At 69.1% G+C, this 16,766-nt stretch carries 24 protein-coding genes; 10 read left to right on the top strand and 14 right to left on the bottom strand.

Annotated features, from left to right (window positions below):
• Positions 1 to 196 precede the first annotated feature (196 nt).
• Together H958_RS0128485 and H958_RS0128480 are read left to right on the top strand one after the other, a co-directional pair.
• Positions 197 to 463: a hypothetical protein gene (locus H958_RS0128485; RefSeq protein ID WP_028061149.1), complete on the top strand. Its 267-nt coding sequence runs from the start codon at positions 197 to 199 to the stop codon at positions 461 to 463.
• 176 nt (positions 464 to 639) lie between these two features.
• Positions 640 to 981 carry an Ltp family lipoprotein gene (locus tag H958_RS0128480; RefSeq protein ID WP_196807603.1) on the top strand — a complete coding sequence of 114 codons (342 nt, stop codon included), beginning with the start codon at positions 640 to 642 and terminating at the stop codon, positions 979 to 981.
• A gap of 296 nt (positions 982 to 1,277) precedes the next feature.
• Here the strand turns inward: H958_RS0128480 and H958_RS0128475 are convergent, their stop codons facing one another.
• Positions 1,278 to 1,907, bottom strand: a complete 630-nt coding sequence (locus tag H958_RS0128475) for a hypothetical protein (RefSeq protein WP_028061147.1) — start codon at positions 1,905 to 1,907, stop codon at positions 1,278 to 1,280.
• A gap of 412 nt (positions 1,908 to 2,319) precedes the next feature.
• Here H958_RS0128475 and H958_RS0128470 point away from each other — a divergent pair, with 412 nt between their 5' ends.
• Both H958_RS0128470 and H958_RS40995 read left to right on the top strand, forming a co-directional pair.
• Positions 2,320 to 2,508, top strand: coding sequence for a hypothetical protein (locus H958_RS0128470; RefSeq protein WP_156028350.1), 189 nt, complete (start codon positions 2,320 to 2,322; stop codon positions 2,506 to 2,508).
• Between the two features lie 600 nt (positions 2,509 to 3,108).
• The gene (locus H958_RS40995) at positions 3,109 to 3,372 is read left to right on the top strand and encodes a carbon storage regulator (RefSeq protein ID WP_037411543.1); all 264 of its coding nucleotides are present in this window, start codon (positions 3,109 to 3,111) and stop codon (positions 3,370 to 3,372) included.
• A gap of 90 nt (positions 3,373 to 3,462) precedes the next feature.
• Here H958_RS40995 and H958_RS0128455 read toward each other — a convergent pair whose 3' ends face one another.
• From H958_RS0128455 to H958_RS44220, 3 genes are all read right to left on the bottom strand, one after another.
• On the bottom strand, positions 3,463 to 4,047 hold the full coding sequence (locus tag H958_RS0128455; protein ID WP_037411540.1) for a GIY-YIG nuclease family protein: 585 nt from the start codon (positions 4,045 to 4,047) through the stop codon (positions 3,463 to 3,465).
• Between the two features lie 236 nt (positions 4,048 to 4,283).
• Positions 4,284 to 4,619 (bottom strand): hypothetical protein, encoded by a 336-nt coding sequence (locus H958_RS0128450; RefSeq protein ID WP_028061144.1) that lies wholly within the window; start codon positions 4,617 to 4,619, stop codon positions 4,284 to 4,286.
• Between the two features lie 195 nt (positions 4,620 to 4,814).
• The gene (locus H958_RS44220) at positions 4,815 to 5,249 is read right to left on the bottom strand and encodes an HNH endonuclease (RefSeq protein ID WP_196807602.1); all 435 of its coding nucleotides are present in this window, start codon (positions 5,247 to 5,249) and stop codon (positions 4,815 to 4,817) included.
• 429 nt (positions 5,250 to 5,678) lie between these two features.
• Here H958_RS44220 and H958_RS0128440 point away from each other — a divergent pair, with 429 nt between their 5' ends.
• Positions 5,679 to 6,242, top strand: a complete 564-nt coding sequence (locus tag H958_RS0128440) for a helix-turn-helix domain-containing protein (RefSeq protein ID WP_156028348.1) — start codon at positions 5,679 to 5,681, stop codon at positions 6,240 to 6,242.
• A gap of 196 nt (positions 6,243 to 6,438) precedes the next feature.
• On the opposite strand, the gene H958_RS0128435 is transcribed toward H958_RS0128440, so the two are convergent.
• The 4 genes from H958_RS0128435 to H958_RS0128420 form a co-directional block, all read right to left on the bottom strand.
• Positions 6,439 to 6,807, bottom strand: coding sequence for a PH domain-containing protein (locus tag H958_RS0128435; RefSeq protein ID WP_037411539.1), 369 nt, complete (start codon positions 6,805 to 6,807; stop codon positions 6,439 to 6,441).
• Between the two features lie 95 nt (positions 6,808 to 6,902).
• A complete protein-coding gene (locus tag H958_RS46950; protein WP_156028347.1) occupies positions 6,903 to 7,046 on the bottom strand; it encodes a hypothetical protein in 144 nt (47 codons plus the stop codon).
• Positions 7,039 to 7,215, bottom strand: a complete 177-nt coding sequence (locus H958_RS46945) for a hypothetical protein (protein ID WP_156028346.1) — start codon at positions 7,213 to 7,215, stop codon at positions 7,039 to 7,041. Before H958_RS46945 ends, H958_RS46950 begins: the two co-directional genes overlap by 8 nt.
• A 183-nt stretch (positions 7,216 to 7,398) precedes the next feature.
• Complete coding sequence (locus tag H958_RS0128420) at positions 7,399 to 8,445, bottom strand: DUF5677 domain-containing protein (protein ID WP_196807601.1); 1,047 nt, start codon at positions 8,443 to 8,445, stop codon at positions 7,399 to 7,401.
• 530 nt (positions 8,446 to 8,975) lie between these two features.
• Here H958_RS0128420 and H958_RS0128415 point away from each other — a divergent pair.
• Both H958_RS0128415 and H958_RS46940 read left to right on the top strand, forming a co-directional pair.
• Positions 8,976 to 9,317, top strand: a complete 342-nt coding sequence (locus tag H958_RS0128415; RefSeq protein ID WP_028061140.1) for a hypothetical protein — start codon at positions 8,976 to 8,978, stop codon at positions 9,315 to 9,317.
• 234 nt (positions 9,318 to 9,551) lie between these two features.
• The gene (locus H958_RS46940; protein ID WP_156028344.1) at positions 9,552 to 9,830 is read left to right on the top strand and encodes a hypothetical protein; all 279 of its coding nucleotides are present in this window, start codon (positions 9,552 to 9,554) and stop codon (positions 9,828 to 9,830) included.
• A gap of 159 nt (positions 9,831 to 9,989) precedes the next feature.
• On the opposite strand, the gene H958_RS0128400 is transcribed toward H958_RS46940, so the two are convergent.
• Positions 9,990 to 10,199, bottom strand: coding sequence for a hypothetical protein (locus H958_RS0128400; protein WP_028061138.1), 210 nt, complete (start codon positions 10,197 to 10,199; stop codon positions 9,990 to 9,992).
• 26 nt (positions 10,200 to 10,225) lie between these two features.
• Complete coding sequence (locus H958_RS46935) at positions 10,226 to 10,375, bottom strand: SMI1/KNR4 family protein (RefSeq protein WP_156028343.1); 150 nt, start codon at positions 10,373 to 10,375, stop codon at positions 10,226 to 10,228.
• Between the two features lie 109 nt (positions 10,376 to 10,484).
• Between H958_RS46935 and H958_RS0128390 the strand changes: the two genes are divergently transcribed.
• On the top strand, positions 10,485 to 10,685 hold the full coding sequence (locus H958_RS0128390) for a hypothetical protein (protein WP_028061137.1): 201 nt from the start codon (positions 10,485 to 10,487) through the stop codon (positions 10,683 to 10,685).
• A gap of 926 nt (positions 10,686 to 11,611) precedes the next feature.
• Here the strand turns inward: H958_RS0128390 and H958_RS0128375 are convergent.
• Positions 11,612 to 12,619, bottom strand: coding sequence for a hypothetical protein (locus tag H958_RS0128375; protein WP_028061136.1), 1,008 nt, complete (start codon positions 12,617 to 12,619; stop codon positions 11,612 to 11,614).
• Between the two features lie 80 nt (positions 12,620 to 12,699).
• Here H958_RS0128375 and H958_RS0128370 point away from each other — a divergent pair, with 80 nt between their 5' ends.
• Complete coding sequence (locus tag H958_RS0128370) at positions 12,700 to 13,173, top strand: hypothetical protein (RefSeq protein WP_028061135.1); 474 nt, start codon at positions 12,700 to 12,702, stop codon at positions 13,171 to 13,173.
• Between the two features lie 691 nt (positions 13,174 to 13,864).
• Here the strand turns inward: H958_RS0128370 and H958_RS0128360 are convergent.
• From H958_RS0128360 to H958_RS0128350, 3 genes are all read right to left on the bottom strand, one after another.
• A complete protein-coding gene (locus H958_RS0128360; RefSeq protein WP_028061133.1) occupies positions 13,865 to 14,113 on the bottom strand; it encodes a hypothetical protein in 249 nt (82 codons plus the stop codon).
• 118 nt (positions 14,114 to 14,231) lie between these two features.
• Positions 14,232 to 15,134, bottom strand: coding sequence for a YifB family Mg chelatase-like AAA ATPase (locus H958_RS40985; protein ID WP_037411930.1), 903 nt, complete (start codon positions 15,132 to 15,134; stop codon positions 14,232 to 14,234).
• Complete coding sequence (locus tag H958_RS0128350; protein ID WP_028061132.1) at positions 15,134 to 15,496, bottom strand: YraN family protein; 363 nt, start codon at positions 15,494 to 15,496, stop codon at positions 15,134 to 15,136. The genes H958_RS40985 and H958_RS0128350 overlap by 1 nt, the downstream gene beginning before the upstream one ends.
• Positions 15,497 to 15,868: 372 nt before the next feature.
• On the opposite strand from H958_RS0128350, the gene H958_RS0128345 reads away from it, so the two are divergent.
• A complete protein-coding gene (locus tag H958_RS0128345) occupies positions 15,869 to 16,279 on the top strand; it encodes a hypothetical protein (RefSeq protein WP_156028342.1) in 411 nt (136 codons plus the stop codon).
• The last annotated feature ends 487 nt before the right edge of the window (positions 16,280 to 16,766 follow it).

Raw genomic sequence — 16,766 nt, 5'->3', positions numbered from 1 at the left:
CCGTGCACGACGACTCTCGGAGCCCGCACGGCGAGGCCGCAAGAGGCCCGCGCAGGCTTTGGACGATCAGCCAGAGGACGCGACGGTTCGGTCGTACGAGGAGGCCAACCGACCCTGCGCCGTAGTCGATCCCCGACGTGATGCTCGACCATCGAGGGGGTTGGCCGGCGCGCGACCGCACCAGAATCAATTACCAATGCGAATCGCGCTCGTCCTTGCCATCAGCGTGCTCGCTGCCGGTGTGCTGTGGCTCGCGGGCGAGCAGCACAGGCGCAACTGCATGTCGACCGGCAACACACGCTGCTCGGCGCTGCCCTGGGATGCCGGCATGACACCACGATCGTCGACGTCGACGACCACGAGGCCCACGTTGACGGAGCAGGGCTGCGTACAACTGACGATCCGGAACGCGACGGCCGTGACCACCGACCAGATTCAGCCGATGCCGCCCGAGTGCAGGTGATCGTGCCGTGTCCTTCCAAGAGGAGCTTCCCGGTGGTCACCTCTCTGCTGGCGGTGACCCGGCGCGACAAGGGTTGCGATCAAACACGCCCTCATGAGCGCCTACGCGACTGCCGATCTGAGCCGGAAAACCGACAAAACTTCAACCGGAGCAACACCATGAAAAAGTTCCTGGCAGTGACCATCGTCGTCCTCGCTGCGCTCCCGCTGGCGAGCTCAGCCCAGGCCTCCACGCCGGGCCAGCGCAACGCCTTGCGCAGCGCCCAGTCGTACCTGGCCTCGTCGGCGTTCTCCAAGTCCGGCCTCGTCGAGCAGCTCAAGTACGAGGACTTCTCCAGCTCGGAGGCCCGCTGGGCCGTCGCCCACGTCCGGGTCAGCTGGAACGCAGAGGCGGTCGAGTCGGCCAAGTCGTACCTGCGGTCGGGATCGTTCTCCCGTCAGGGCCTCATCGACCAGCTGGAGTACGAGGGCTTCACCCCGTCCCAGGCCGCGTACGGCGTCAGGAAGGCGTACCACTAGGCATACCCTCGGGTCTCAGCGCCGCCACGCTGAGACCCCGAACCTTGCGCCGATGAGGCTTCGGCAATCCGCGGACCGCCGCCTCAGCGGGTGGGATGGTGATGCCAGACTCGCTGTTCCCAAACTGGTCACTTGACCTTAGTCAGGGGACGGGTCAATCCCTTGCGCCTATTGCCGGACAGAGCCCGCGCGCCTCGCTGCGACCAAAGCGGCGCCGCGAGTTCGGAAAATCGGAATGACATGTCGCACGGACGAACCGGCGCGAGGCAGCCGGTCACGCCCGGTGAGGCCGATGGCTACTTCTCCGCTGTACCCCCGGCCGTGATGTCTGCTTCGTCGAAGCTCCGTTTAAGGGGCCACACGTCAGCATTCCCTGACAGCACGGACTCGGCCTTGTCGAACCCGATGTGGGGGAACAGCTTCGTCCACACCGTGGCGACCTGTGGATATTTCGGCTTCCGCCGGATGAGGGTCTTCGGCGTCCTCGCCGCGCCGGCGTGGGTTCGGTAGTGCACGTATCCCTGGGCGTCGCGGTAGGTCACGATCGCCGCCAGGTCCGGCAGGTCGCCATGCGATGCACCGACCTCGACCGGCCCCACCAAGCTCCCGACGTACACTCGCTGCTGAGGGAGGATGAAACCGTCGCCGAGGACTCCCTCGCAGGCCTTGCCGGCGCCGTGCAGGACATACCTCGCGCCTCGCGCAACGCCGCGACCGGTGTTGATCACCGAGAGCCCCAGCATCCCGGAGACAGGGTCCGCGAGAACCTGAGGTTCGAGCTGCGGTCTCTCGGCAGCCTCGATCGTTCGTCGCCCTTGTCGCGTGGTTGCCCACGCCGCGCCTGCGGCGATCGCGGTGAAGATCGCGCCAGCGGCTCCGGCGATCGCTTGCACGTCGTCTGGAGACCAGTGCGAGTAGAACGCCACGTGCCGATCGTAGGTGGCGCCGCGGCGACAAGCGCCTCGCACGCCTAACGGTCAGGCAGGCACGCCGGGCAGATGTACGTCACGAACGTCCGCGACGGCTCCTCGGCGGACTCCGTGGCTTCACGAGCCAGCCCGCTTCGAGGGCGGCCTTCTCGCTCTTGACCACCACGCCGCCGCATCTCGTCGCGACGTCGCAGACGACAGCACCATCCTCGAGTGGGGGCATCGCCCGCACGGTACGGCGCACGTCGGACAACAATGCTCGCGCGTGGAACCGCACACGCGCGGAAACGAATGGGTCGTGCCAGCGACCAAACGACGATCGACGCCGACGATCGGCGCATCGCGTTCCTCCACCCGATCATGCGGTTGCAGGATGGCGCCGGCCTACGGACGCGCGACGATCGCGACCATGACCGATATCGACGACGCCGCTGCAGCCGCCCTGCGCGTGCACGAGCGCCACCCCGAGCTGTCGGTCGACGTCCTGGTCGGCGCTGCCGTGGGCGCGCTGGAGATCGCCGTGGCGGCTGAGGACCTCGACGTCGTGATCGAGCGCATCGCGCTCGAGTTCGCTGCCTCGTCAAGCGTGAGCCCCTGAGCGCGCCCGCCGCCCCCAATGCCCCCAGCGCAAGCGCCGGCCCTTGCGGAGGGGCGCCGTCGTCACGGATACTCATCCGCGGGAATGCCCGCATCGAACCAAAGCCCCCGGACCAGGTACCTCCTGATCTGGATGGACGCGATCGACGCCGAGGTCGCGCGTTTCTCCTGCTCGTCCGTGCTACGGATTCCCACCACGGGGATCAAGCGCGCCGGGTGCCACGCCGTTGGTCGCGATTCGTCGTCGAATTGAGGACACCATCGACGCCCCGCGCGAATCATGGCTTGAGTCCCCCGCGGTCTTGCCGGCCGAGTCCTTGAACTGCACCTCGGTGTACGTGCTGACACGCCCCTTGGGCGCTCCAAGCGGAGTCACGAGCGCGTGCCCGAACTCAGAGACGGCGCGCATCACCGCCCTTGATCCATACGACGATCCATAACCATTCGGCAATGACCGCACACGACTGGGCCGCTGAACAGTCGGGTCGCCGTGTCAGCGCAGGGTCGCCGTGTCAGCGCAGCGCCATCGTCCGTGTCGGCCGCCTCACCGGAAATGGCGCGGGCGCTCCAGCACGCCCGGTGGCCTCTTCCGAGGAGGCTCGTGCTCGTGCGCGCGGCGAACGAGTTGCAAGGTCGCGGCGCGGCTGCCGACTACCAGGACATGAGCGACGTGGGCGCGTTGAAGCTGACGCTACGCGAAGGCGAAGCCGTGCGGGTCGGCGACGTACGTGTCGTCTATCGGCGCAGGCGCAGCGGCGGCATCGCGGTGGTCATCGAGGCGCCGCGCGATCAGAAGATCACCCGCGAGGATCGCGACCCCGGCGCTCTGCGTCCATCCCGACGCCGTCCGTACACCGCAAGCTAAAGGACGGCGCAGCCGCTCTCCGCCACGCCTGCACGCGTACGGAAGGTTCGGGCGTCGCGAATCCACGTACGACGTGCCACGGCTGGGGCATCATCGAACGAGGATCGGTAGGTTGCGGGCTCTGGCTTTGCACGCCGCGCGTGTATCCCGCACGAACTGTCGCTGCGTGTTGTGCGCGTTGTGCTCGATGTTGAGAGGAAGGTCAAGCCTCCCGATGATCTCTTGCTCCGGGATCCACGGCTGCTCGTCTTCCAGGATCGTGACCAAGGCGTTGACGGCCATCCACTCCCGCAGGATCGTCTCGCCGGCGGAGAAGGTCAGGCGATTGCCGCTGCCGACGCGTCGTAGCTCGATCCCGAGCTGAGGCGCCAGCAGACACCCGAGCGTGAGCCGCAGGGTTGAACCCTCCGCGTTGCCCGTGTAGTGGTAACGGATCCGCTTGCGGAGGTTTTGCGTGCTCGGCGGTCGCCCATTGCCCGGCGGGGCCTTCGGTGAGATGCCGACGTAGAGCAGTCGCATCCCGTCGCGCTCGTACGAGCGGCTCGGATCGATCCCCGGCGGTGCCTCGCGGAAGAACCACCCGTAGACGCCTGGGCGATCCGGTACGCGCGACGGGCGGCCCAAAACATCGGCTGCCGTGAAGATCGGGGCGTGTTCCCAAAACGCATCGGCCATCAACGAACCAAAACGGGACGATAGACCGCGGCGGCGGCGACTGTCGTGGTGCCTCGGGCTGAGAAGAGGCTCACCCACGGTGAGCAGGCCCCACACGGCGCGATTCGTTTCGCCCCCGGCCCCCCAGGTGCCACCGGGTAAACGGCGGCGCAGGGCAATCCGACCCTGCGCCGCGCATCCTGATGCTTTCCTGTAGTGTCGGCCGTCGTGTACTTCGCCCTGACTCGACCGCGCGCTTAGGCAGTGGTAGAGCAACTCGTGGACTGGCCGGTCGAGGCCCGCAGGCACGCGGAGGTTTGCGCGGCGTGCCACATAGCGGCCTGGTTCTCGGCGACATCGTCGGGCTCGTGGCCTGCGCCGCCGTCGCAGTGGTAGTGCATCTCGGCTGAGCGCATGATCGAGTCGGCCTCGAACCCGTGCGCCTCTGCTAGATGCAGCAGGTCCGCGATCAGGTCGGTGATGCCTGCCTCTTCCTCGAAGATCTCGAAGCTCTCGAACTGCCGAAGCGCCTTGTCGGCGTTATTTGCCCTGGAACGGATGAATGCCGCGTAGACCCTGCTGTCGAGTTCCACTGTCGTCCTTTCTGCGTATGTGGTGACTCGATACCTAGTCGGCCGCTGGGAAGCGCGCTGATGGACTGAGCGGCGATTCGCCTCCGGGTGTCGCCGTCAACCTCGGCGCTTCGCGGCCACAAGGCGACCCTCCCCCCGTCCAACACGCTCGTAGAAACGCTCGCCTACCTCTAGAGCGGTGTGTCGCCGCCCACGTCAACAGTCCTCGAACGTCGTCCCAGCGTCCTTGCCGCGCGTCACCTGACGGATCCGCGTTGTGCTGACGCCAAAGTGCCGCGCGAGCGTCTCATCGGTCATGCCGTCGCGCCACAGGACACGAACCGTCCTGATGTCCTCCGCCGACAACTTGGTCGCCCGACCGCGCCGGACGACGATTCTCCGCGAGACAGCTTCGAGGTGGGCTGGGTTGATGCAGCTTCTGTTCCCGCACGTCCAGGTGATCTCCTCGCCGGCCGGGATAGGGCCGACGTGTTCCTCGTAGAAGACCCGGTGCGCCATGCGCAATCCCTCGCCGGGCACATGCATGATTCCGTAGCGGCCCTCGGATAGCGCGCGCTGCCATAGCCAGCAGCCCCGGTTGGGATCGACCCAGTACGGCGGGGTCTGGAGACGAGCGTTGTGGCCGTGCACGAACCTGCGGTTCGGCTTCGCCTCCTCCCCACACCCGCATGCGCAGCCCATGCCCATTACGGGCCGGTCGCGGTCCCTTTATGGATTCGTCCAGAGGGAGATTCGGCGACAGAGCGTGGTTCCGGGGCCGACCGGCCGTCAACTTGCCGTGGCAGATTGGGTGGTGGCGGCGACTTGATAGTCCGGTCGCCACCACGCACCGCGTCCCTCCAGCGTCCACGGAAAGTTGTCCGGGTAGCTCACTTGCGTCCCAACACAGAACAGCGAGAGAAGAAGAAGAAGAAGAAGAAGAGAGGAAGAATAAGAGAGGAAGAAGGACTGGATCCCTCAGCGGACTCAAGGTTGGGACGCAAGTGGTCCACCCCGCACAAGCCGCACGACTCCCAGGCGGCCCCTGAGATCGCGAGCGCTGTGCCGACTACGTACGACATGCATGATTCCCAGCCAGCCGTAGCCGAGAACGAATCGCCCGGGTCGAGCCAGACCGCACGAGAAGCGGTGCGAAACGCGATCAAGAGCTACGCCGACCGCTACGGGGTAGCTCGCCCGTCTCAACGGACACTCTCGGAAGCGACAGGTCTGTCTCTGCGAGCAGTCCAGTACGCCATCGGCGACCTGGAGCGCGAAGGCTCGATGACGGTCATCCGGCGGCATCGGCGAGCGAACGTTTACGTGATCGGACTGGATCTCAAAGCCGACCCCTACTGGCCATTGGCGCTCCGGCTCTCGCTGCAATTCGCGCACCTGCGCGCCGCGATGGACCCCAGGAAGCGCACGTATCTGGACGACGCATACTCGGCCGACTGGCTCGAAACCACGTATTGCTGGGTATTCGAGCGTGCGCCCACCGGCGACATCTCCCGGTTAGAACGCGCCATCGCCTGGGCGTTCACGCATACGGACTGGTGGCTAGGCAGGCCATGCGATCTCGTTCCGGAGCTACTCGACGCTGCTCTCGCACAGACGGCCGCCGGCATTCCGGAGCGCGACTGATCGGCACCCTTGTCGGACACTCCCTGAGACTCGCGTACCGCCCCCTGCGGCCCTCGGAGGCATCCGCTCGACCGATCGATCTTTCGGATCCCTCAGGCGCAACGCGGGCCGAGCACGCTCCGTCCCTCGTGAACGACGACCCCGGAGCCCGACGAACGTCGTGCGGGGGAATATTGCCTGGCACGCTGCCGGCGGACTAGCGCATATTGTGCAGGATCACGTTGTGCGCGTACTGCGCCTTCTCCTCGCCCCGGAACTCGACCTCGTACTCCTTGCCGCCCGCCGAGATCGCGAGCGTGCTGCTGGAGGCGAACTTGCCGAACATCGACTTGTCGGAGACGAAGCTGACCGTGTGCACCCGGCTGTAGGGCACCGAGGTCAGGGCGATCTTCTTCCCGACGAACGAGTTGTCCTGAATGATCACGCGCCGGTCGGTCAGCCCGAGGAAGCCGGTGCCCGAGCCCTTGCCGTCGAAGACCGCGAGCACGGTCTCGCCTTCAAGCAGATTCGCCCTGATCTTCTCAAGCTGCTCCGGCTTATCCACAGGGATGTTCTCGGTGGCCATGCAGGACTCCTTTCCGTTGCGGGTGTGGCCGCGAGATCCTTGCCGGAGGTAAGACAGCCGTCAAGCCAAGGCGAACTCGTCCGACTCGGAGAGCGCTACGGGGTCGCCACGGGCACGGGCGACGGGTGCGTGTCCTTGCTCCCGGTCGCGTTGCTCAGACCCAGGTACCCGAGGACCGAGAGGGCGATCAGCACGCCGAGCACGACAAGCACCACGCGGGTCATCCGATGGCTAGCCATGCCGCGACCGCCGCTCCAGGCGCTCGTCCACGCGGCTCCCCGTCAGGCCCGGCACGAGCCCGATGATGAACGCGCAGACGATCCCCGGCAGGTCGAGCGCGACGGCGAGCAGGATCGGACGAGCGGTCACCAGCGCCGCCGCCAGCATCGAGATCAGGAAGATCCTCATCTGTCGAGATCTTCTCATGTAGCGACGGCCCGGTGTCGCATCGCGGTGTGATGAGCGAGGCGACGGTGGGACTGCTCTTTTTGCCTCGACGCGATAGCGACGCTCAGGCGGGCGTGTGGGTGTCCGGACGGCCGCTAACCGCGCAACGGAGCAGTCGCCGGCCGCGCGGCAGGACCGCGTCGCTCAGTCTCGGTCGATGATTTCCTCGAAGCCGCCGAACGGACGCATGGCGAGCTCGCCTAGCGCCGCGGAAAGCTCGTCAGACGAGATTGAGGGACGTCCGTGGCAGTGCTTGAACTTCCGAACGGTGGTTACGGAGGCGTTGCACGGGCAGGCATCGTTGCGGCCCGCTTTGCGAGCAACGTCGCTGCGAAGGGGCACACTGGCGGCGGCGTATCGCATGAACATGCGATCGAGCGGTCGATCAGGGATGTCGCGTTCCCGGTACATGAGCCGCGCGGCACGATCGTATGCCCAGTAGCCGAGCAACAGAGCTTCGTTGATCCACGTAACGACCGGAGTGGTGCTGAAGTGCGTTGCCGTCAAGTCGCCATGCCCAACCGGAGTCACTCGACCTCGCATCGCGTCTGACGAGCCGTGCACCAAGAGATTCGCCTGTGCGACGAGGTGTTCGTAGTGGTCGCGAAGCTCACCGGGCTGCAGCTCCGGAAAGAACGGCTCGGGATCTTCGGAGGCTGACCACCGCTTAACGCGAGACCACACGCTCTCCCCGGTCCAAGAACTGCCATATCGCTTCCGAAGGTCATTGCGCTCGTTCCTATCGCGGAAAGGCTCGACGTCGTCCCGCAGCCGCAGCGCTTCGCCTGCGCCAGCCGTTTCGCGTCGGACGCGTAGATGGAATGAGCGGTGCGCTTGGAGACTGGGCAGTGCGTGTTCTCGGTTCTCCGCAACCCAGTACAGATCCAGCATCGCCTCAAAAAGGGGCCGGCACAGCATCAGAGCGACGTCTGACTCCCCGTGTCGCAACGCCTGAAGCACGTTGCGGAACACGCTGCGCATCCGGTACCACACCGTGAGCAATACGATGTCGCCTCCGCGCTGGTTCTTGGGCTGTGACCGGCCCATCCAGTGCTGGTGGACGTCGCGGTCCGCCAGCAAGAACAGCGCATGGCAAGGGCCGAGCCGCTCCCCAAGCGGGTTGAACAACGAACGGTTCTCCAGCACAACCCGGTCGAACGGGAAAAGCTGGGTCCATTGCGGAAACGGCATCGCGAGGATCGGTGCGGACGAGCTCGTGTCTGTCTTGGTCGCGGGCCACCCTCTACACGAGCGGCTCGCGTCTCGGAGACGATACGCGGCGGTGCGGTCCCTCGTCGCGCAGAGCGGCAGCGGCGTCGCGCTCCTCACCGATCGCTCGACGTCATCAGCGAAAGGCAACTGCGGGTCCGCGCGAGTCGCGCTCATCGGGAACTGTGGGTCCGCCAGCACGAGTCGCCGAGGCGTCCGCCGACCACAGTGCAAGATCCAGCTATGACACCTCCACTGGCGCCACCCTCTCACGTTGGCGTTGGTCCCGCCTCGGCGGCACGCGATAACGCGTAGATCCGTGAACCCGCCCTGGGGGCGTGCCGTGGCGGCGCCGCGGTGAGGGGCCGTAACGACCGCGCCCGCCCGCGCGTTGGACAGATAAGCGATGGGCACGCGCCGCCCCGGCGCAGTAGCTTGGTCGACGCCCACGTCCACGACGCCGCCACCTGACCGCGCCGGCGCGGGACGCTCCGACCGACCCAGGACTCACCATGCCCGCCGCCACCGAAGCCGCCGAAGCCGCCGCACGCGCCGCGACCCAGCTCGGGGACCTGCCCTATCTCTCGTCCGAGCAAGCCGACGCCGCGCTCACGCTGGCCGGCGTGCGCACCGCGCGCGACGCCGCGGCGGCCGGGCGCACCCTCGTCGTCAGGCGCCCCGCGGACCTCGTCCCCGCGCTGGCGGGCGTTGGTCGCCCCCATTTCATCGTGATCGGCGCGGTCGCCACCGGCGTCGTGCTCTGGAAGGCCGTGCCCGCCTTCCAGCGTCGCCGCCAACGCGCCGCCGGACCGGGCGAGGACCACGCCGACCGCGACACCCCGCCCGAGGCCTAGGGCGCCGGCGCGGCGCACCGGCCGCGTGACGGCGGCCGGGACGCGTGCGATCGTGTCGGCGATGCAGGAGTGGCCGCCCGCGGCGGGCGAGGAGCTCCCAGACCCCGACGACCGCACCGCGGCCTGGTGCGACGGCGAGCCGGTCTTTCACCGCTGGTGGCGCTGGACTATGCAGCACGAACGCCCGATGAGCGTCGCCAAGGCCAACCGGCTCTGCATCGCTACGCCCAGGCCGTGCCCGGTCGCGAAGCGATCCAGACGCTCACCGAGCTTGGGCCGCTGGTCGAGCTCGGCGCCGGCGAGGGCTACTGGGCGCGGATCCTGCTCAACCACGGCGCCACCGTCGACGCGTTCGACATCGAGCCCGTCGGGGTCCCGGGCATCGAGGTCATCGACCGCTACCCCGGCCGGCCCCGTGTTCGCCTGCTGGCCCTACCGGCCCGGCTACACGCCCGAGCTGCTCGCCCGCGCACGCGACCGCACGATCGCACTGATCACCGCCGGCATCGATAACACCCTCGTCGACCGGCTCGGCGAACGCCTTTGAGCGGGGTGGAGGCCGCAGCAGCGGATCGCGATCCCGGCCTGGCCCTACGCGGCGACGACCTCACCATCTGGACCCCACGCACGAGCTGACCGCGCGCCTGTGCAGCCGGACCAGCCGGAGGAGGTTCAGCCGTCGGCGGTGAACTCCGGCGGGACGGGGTGCCGCTCGCCGGTCTTGTGATCGCGCCACACGAAGGTCCCGTCGGCGCGCGCCAGCAGCAGGTCGCCCGCGCCGTTGTCGGCGACCCATGCCTCACGCTCGTCGATCAGGCCCTCCGCGCGCAGCGCCAGCGTGCCGCGCGCGATGTTGGTCGCCGCGGTGCGCCGCAGCGTCAACCGATCGCGGTCGTCGAAGACCCCGATCAGCTCCCACTCCGGTCGCCCGGGTAGTCGGGCACCAGCAGCTCACCGCCATTGCCGGCCAGCAGCGGCGCCGTCAAGCTCGCGGGCAGCGCGAACCCAAGCTCGCGCTCGGCGGCCGCGATGCGCTCCGGTCCGGTCGGCGTCGGCATGTCCCCAACGGTAAGCCGCGCACGCCGTGGACCCGCGCGTGAGCATCACCGGGGCTGCCATGGCGCGCGTCGATCCGCGCCGACGCGCGGGTGACCTAGCCTTGGCGCGATGCCCGAGCTCATCCACGTCGCCCAGGCCCGGGTCCTCTCGCCGCAGCACACAGGGTCGTTGACCATGCCCGACGGCCTGGCGGAGAGGCAGCAGTGGGTGCTGCGCAACATGCTCGAAGCACCGGGGGCGTTGTCGCACTGGGGCGCGGCGATGCTCACCTCCAGGCGGATCCGCTGGTGCTCAGCGACGGCGGCCTGATCCGGCTCTTGTTCTGCCGGATGAAACGTCAACATGGTTCTCCGGCCCGGCGCACGGTGACTGCTTGGAGAGTCAAGGGCGATGACGAACGCGATCTTCGTGCTGGACTTCACTGACGTCACCGTCGACGAGATCGACGGTTCAACGCCGCCGCCGAGTTCGCTGGTCCACGGGGAGTCCGGCGCCGGAGATCGCAGCAGTCGGAGATGGCTACGCCCTCGCGCTGCTGGGAACTCCGCGCAACGACGCCGAGCCTCGATCCTGATGGTCCGTCACCTGCGGCGAACGCGACCGTCCCCGCAGGTCCTCGCGCGGGTTAGGGTTGCGCGAGCATGCCACGGTCGTTTGAGCGACGTGACCTGGAGGACGACGGATTCGAGGGCTGGCTGACGTGGGCCGAGCTGCGCGCGGCACGCTGCTCGCCGGTGCCGCGCAGTCCGGGGACATACCTGGTCTACCGGACCAGCTCGGACCCGCCCGTGTTCGTGCCCGTCGGCACGGGCGGGCGCTGGAAGGGAAAGGATTCGAACGTCGCGATCGACACGCTGGCCGCCAAATGGGTCGACGGCGCGCACACGGTCTACCTCGGCAAGAGCGATCCGCCCCTACGCTCGCGCGTCAGCGCGTACGCCCGTTTCGGCGACGGCAAGGCCGCGGCCCACCAGGGCGGCCGGGTACATCTGGCAGCTCGCCGACGTCGACGAGCTGCTCGTCGCCTGGCGACCGCTCGGTGGCGTGGAGCCGGCCGAGACCGATCCCACCCCGGCCGTGACGGTCGAACGTGCGCTGCTCGCCGGATTCGAGGCGCTGTACGACGGGCGCCTGCCGTTCGCGAACCTGCGCCACTGACGCGCCAACGCCCCGGGTCCGTGCGGACCGGCCGCGTCGGTTCGGGCCGCGCGTGCGGTGCGCACGCACGAGCGCGATCAGGCGCCGGCGTCGTCGACGCGTTCGTTGGTGCGGTCGCGCGCCTCGGTGATGGTCTTGCAGGTCAACAGCAGGTCGATCGCGGCCCAGACGCGCGCGGATTGGCGGATCTTGGGCCCGTTCTTTACTGTGTGCGGCGGGATGATCGGTGGGCCAAGCGTGTAGAGGTAGTGCGGGTTCTCGAAGTCGTAGGCGGCGGTGAACCCGGGGATGAAGTCACGTGGGCGCTGGGTGACCTCGACGGCGTCGACGTGCCGGATCTGTTGCAGGCGCCCGTCGAAGCGGAAGCCGAGGTAGTTGGGCGGCTCTCTCGGCCAGCCTCCGCCCGTGCCGCCGACTGGGTGGAAGTAGCGGTTGTGCTCGCGGACGATCGCGCGTGGCGAGATCGGCGACCAGCCGGGCGGGTCGTCGGAGCCGAGCGCGACGACGTAGACCATGTTGTTCTGCTGGTCTTGCATGTTCACGAGTCCTCTGAGGTAACGGCCGAGCTCGCGCAGCAGCCGGGCCTGGTTGCTCGCGCCGCCCGAGATCGCGACGGTGATGCGCGTGAGCTGCTCCCACGAGCGATACAGCACCGGCACCAGCGCGCCATCTGCACCGGCGACCGCGGCCGGGTGCTTGCCAGCGGCGAACGCCGGTGAGCCCTCGGCCACGATCAGCAACGCGCCGGCCAGGCCCGGGGTCAGCGAGGGCGCGTACTTTTCGAGCTGTGTCTTGGTCGGGATCTCCCAGCCGCGCTTGGCCTCGATGATCACGTGCACCGCCGAGGTGCGGATCTCGACGTCGGTGTAGCCGCTGCCCGTGACGTGCTCCTGCAGGCGGATGTCCACGTGCCCGCCGACCTTGTCGAGCCCGAGCTCTGCGGCGACCTCGTCGAGGATCGCCGAGACCAGCCGCGGCGCGTTGGCCAGGCCCCAGCCGAGCGCGTAGGTGAGGTCGTTCTCCTTCTCGCCCAGCAGGTCGAACACCGTCCGCACCGGCCGGCCATGCAAGAGCAGCTCGGGCACGCCGGCGGACGCTACCGAGACCCGCGGGCTGCCGCGCCGACGTGAATCGCGACCCCCGGGCCGGGCGGTACGGTGGCGCGATGGCACACGCGAGCGATTCGACCGCCCAGTCCGACGCCGAGCCGCTGATCCTCACGGCGGTCGCGGCACAGCTCGGCGTCACGCTGGAGCCGCGCCGGCTCACGCTGCCCGGCGGCGCCAGCGCCGACGTCGACGGCGTCGCTCCCAATGAATCGGTGCTCGTGGAGGTGTTCGCCCGCCAAGGCGCGCTCAAGGGCGGCCAGCGCGGCAAGATCGCCCGTGACGCGCTCAAGTTGATCACGCTCGGGCACCACCGCCCCGACGCCCGGCTGATCCTCGCCCTCGCCGATGAGGCCGCCGCCAAGCCGTTGACCGCCAAGAGCTGGCTCGCCGAGGCGCTCACCACGTTCAAGATCGAGGTCCTCGTCGTCGAGCTCGACCCCGACGTGCGCGCCGGCATCCGCGACGCCCAGATCCGCCAGGTCATGGTCAACACCGCGCCAGCCGGCGCCGCGGACGCCGACACCGACTAGCCACACGCGCCACCCGCGCTGCGCACGTCGTCTCGGGCTCCAGGTGAGCTGAGAGGTGCGCCGTCGGGTATGGCTACGGGCCGGCCTGCGCAGCGGCCGCGGAGCCCCCGGCATCCGCGGAAGTGCTGGCGGCCGCGGAGCCACCGGCAGTCGCGGCAGTGCTGGCAGCCGCGGAGGTACCGGCGACCGGGGAGGCCTGGCCGACGCCGCTGATGCCTTCCCACAGGCGCAGCAGATAGCGGACCTTGGCCTCGTCGTCCCAGTCGAGCAGCGGCGTGTCCTGGATGAGTTGCTCGCTGAAGGTGGGGCGCTGCTGGTTGGCAGCTCGCGGCCGATGGACCAGGTGAGGCGCAGGTGGTTGCCCTTGACTTTCTGGCGTAGTTCGACGGCGACGATCGCGCTGTCGTCGCGACCCTGGGCCTTCTTCCGCTTGGCTCAGATGTACGCGGTGATGACGCTGAGCGAGAGGCCGTCGTCATCGAGCCGGCTGAGGATGTGGTCCCAGTCCACGGGCCGCGTCCGGTACGGGACGGTTCGAGGGATAGACGTACAGGAAGCTCCACGGTGAGCACTGTTGCTTCCGCGTGTTGCAGGCAGTGCGGCAGTGATCCCGAGCCAGGTGCTGCTCTCGGCCCACGCAGGGCCCGTGACTTCCCTAATCGGCCGTTCGCCAGCCTGTCGATCCGTGTGCCTACTTCTGTCCGGGCTTGCGAGCGAGTGACTCGTGCCATTCGCCCTTGGCGTCCTTCCAGAGCATCCGGTCCGGGCGGCTGGGGTCGTTGTTGTTGAGGCGAACCCGGGTGGCCTGCTCGTCTGTGGGCTTCGCCTTCATCGGATACGCAGTCTCCTTGAAGTCCGATGCGTACCGCGAGGCGAACGGGCTCAGACTGCCCCGTACCTCGTTCTCGAACGTCGTCCGCACGTCGCTCCAGATGCTCATTCCGGCCCTCCTAGGCCCGTAGATCGTGTACCGAAGGGTACGGGCTGGGACGACGCCGTAGCGAGCCCGCAGCGTCCGCATTCAACGCGACCGTCCGGGTACTCCCCGTTGTCAGTTGCTAGAGGAAGAGGACGCCGCGGTGGGCGAGCGTGGCCTCCCCCGGCTGCGGCGGGTTGGCGCCGCCGACGAGGCCGGCGGCCGAGACCGTGTGGTGGGGCGCGCGGAACGGGCGCGCCGTCACGAGGCCCGCGGCGCCGCGCAGCCCGGCGATCGACTGGATGCGCGTCACCTCGATCGCCTCGTCCGGGTCGAGCGGCGGGAGGATCGACGGCAGGCGCCGGGCGATCATCGTCTTGCCGGTGCCCGGCGGTCCCTGGAGGAACAGGTTGTGGCCTCCCGCCGCCGCGACCTCGAGCCCAGGGATCAGGCCGTTGTGCCCGCGGACGTCCGAGAGGTCGGGCACGGGATCGCTCGCGTCCTGCTCGGGCTCGGGCAGCGGCGCCGGCTCCGCGTGACCCTCGAGCGTCGCCACGACCTGCTCGAGCGACTCGACGCCGAGGATCTGCACGTCGGGGACCAGGGCCGCCTCGCGCGCCCGGGCGCGCGGCAGCACGAGCCGCGCGAGGCCGTGGCGGCGCACGGCCTCCGCGATCGCGAGCGCGCCCCGGATCGGCCGCACCTCCCCGGTGAGCGACAGCTCGCCGACGACCGCGGTCGACTCGATCGACTCGCCGTCGAGCTGCGCCGACGCGACCAGCAGCGCGACGGCGAGCGGCAGGTCGAACGCCGGGCCGACCTTGCGCAGGTACGCCGGCGCCATGTTGACCGTGATCCGCTTGAGCGGGAACTCGTAGCCCGAGTTCACCAGCGCCGCGCGGACCCGCTCCCGCGCCTCCCGCACGGCCTTGTCGGCGAGCCCGACCACGGTGAACGCGGGCAGGCCGAGCCGGATGTCCGCCTCGACCCACACGCGGCGGGCGTCAACTCCGTCGACGGCGAAGGTGATCACCCGCGCGAGCATCAGAACGCCGCCTCGAGGTGCTCGAGGCGGACAAGCTCCCCGGCGCCGTCCACCAGGATCCCTACGGCGTCGAAGCGGAGATCGCCGTACGGGCGGTCTTCGACGTCGCTCAGCCAGGCGATCGCCATCCGGCGGACCTGGGAGCGCTTGAGCTCGTGCAGGTTGTCCCACGGGTCGCCGGAGCCGGCGCGGCGCGTCTTGACCTCGACGAACACGAGGTGCTCGCCATCGTGCACCACGAGATCGAGCTCGCCGTAACGGGTTCGGTGGTTGCGCGCGAGCACGCGATAGCCGAGGCGCTCGAAGTGCGCGGCGGCGAGCTCCTCCCCCCTCTGGCCCCGAGCGTGCCGGACGTCTTTCATGGACCCGACGCTATGGCCGCCCCCTGTGCCGTGTCAGCACGCGTTTGTGACTTCTTCGCGCCGATTCAGGCGCGACCGCGATGCGCATCCGTTGATGCGCGGGCGCGTCGATCTCGTCGAGCAGCGCAAACCGCGAAGTCGGCGTAGGAGAGGCGCTCGCCGAGCACGCTGTCGCCGCCGGTCGGGTATGGGCCGGTGGGCGCGCCGCGGCCTCGAAGGCGATCGGCGGCGTGAGCGTGAGCCAGTCGACCGGCGTCTCGGCCGGCCGGAGCGGGCGGAGGGGGACCGTGTGCCGGAGCGCGAACGGCAGGTGCTCGGAAGGCGGGCGGCTCGATGATGCGGGCGTCGGCGGACGGCTCGAGGTTGGCCGCCATGCCTACGAAGAGGAGCCGCGCGACGCTCGCCCGGGCGAGGCCGGAGAGGAACCCGTGGGGCGGCGGCCGCGTAGGAGACGTCGTGCGGGACGGCCTGGAGGTCGAGCGACGCGATGGCCGCGTCGTGGCGGCGGCGACGGCGACGGCGGTGGCGACGGCGACGGCGGTGGCGACGGCGACGGCGACGGCGACGGCGGGATCGGCGGCGTCCGCGGCGACGACGCGCACCAGTGGGGCGGCGGACCGGGCGGCGGCGATCCTGGCCGCGGTGGTCATCAGCTGCCTCCAGGGCGGCCCGCGGCGGTCGGCGAGCTGGGAGGCGCCTCGGCGCGGCGGGCGCTTCCCCGCGCTCGAGCAGACCGAGGTGCCGGCGGAGTCGGTGAGGCGGTTCGTCGGCTCGTCGCGGTGATCGGGCGCGCTCTCCGCGTCGCGCGAGAAGCCGCCACGCAGAGACCGCGCGAGCGGTGACGGCGCGAGCCCAGAATCCCGCGGACTCGCCGGGCCTGAGAAGGCGCGACGCGGAGACCCCGCAAGCGGTGACGGCGCGAGCCGAGAATCCCGCGGACTCGCCAGGCCCGCGAAGCGCCGGCGAACTGCGCTGGTAAGGGAGTGGTCAGGTTGCCTGCGCGGTTCGCGAGGAGGTGTGATCGATGTGGGCGGGCGTGGCGAGGGGGTGCACGACGAAACTTCGAATAGTTCGAAGGTTCGTAGGGCACCCCCGGTGCTGTGTGCGCGGCGATGATCGATCACGCGCGAAGAGACCGCGCCGGTGATCGAACGTGACCGTCAGACCGCCGCGCCATAGAGACCCGCATCCCTTACCCGCGCCGTTCGCCGATCCCTCGGGCCGGCCGCGAGTCCGCGGCTTCTCTACGCGCGCCGCGATCTCGGCTCGC

The organism is Candidatus Solirubrobacter pratensis, from assembly GCF_000425945.1.
GTDB lineage: Bacteria > Actinomycetota > Thermoleophilia > Solirubrobacterales > Solirubrobacteraceae > Solirubrobacter > Solirubrobacter pratensis.
The sequence above is the reverse complement of the archived record's forward strand: the minus strand, read 5'-3'. Positions and strand labels throughout refer to the sequence as shown.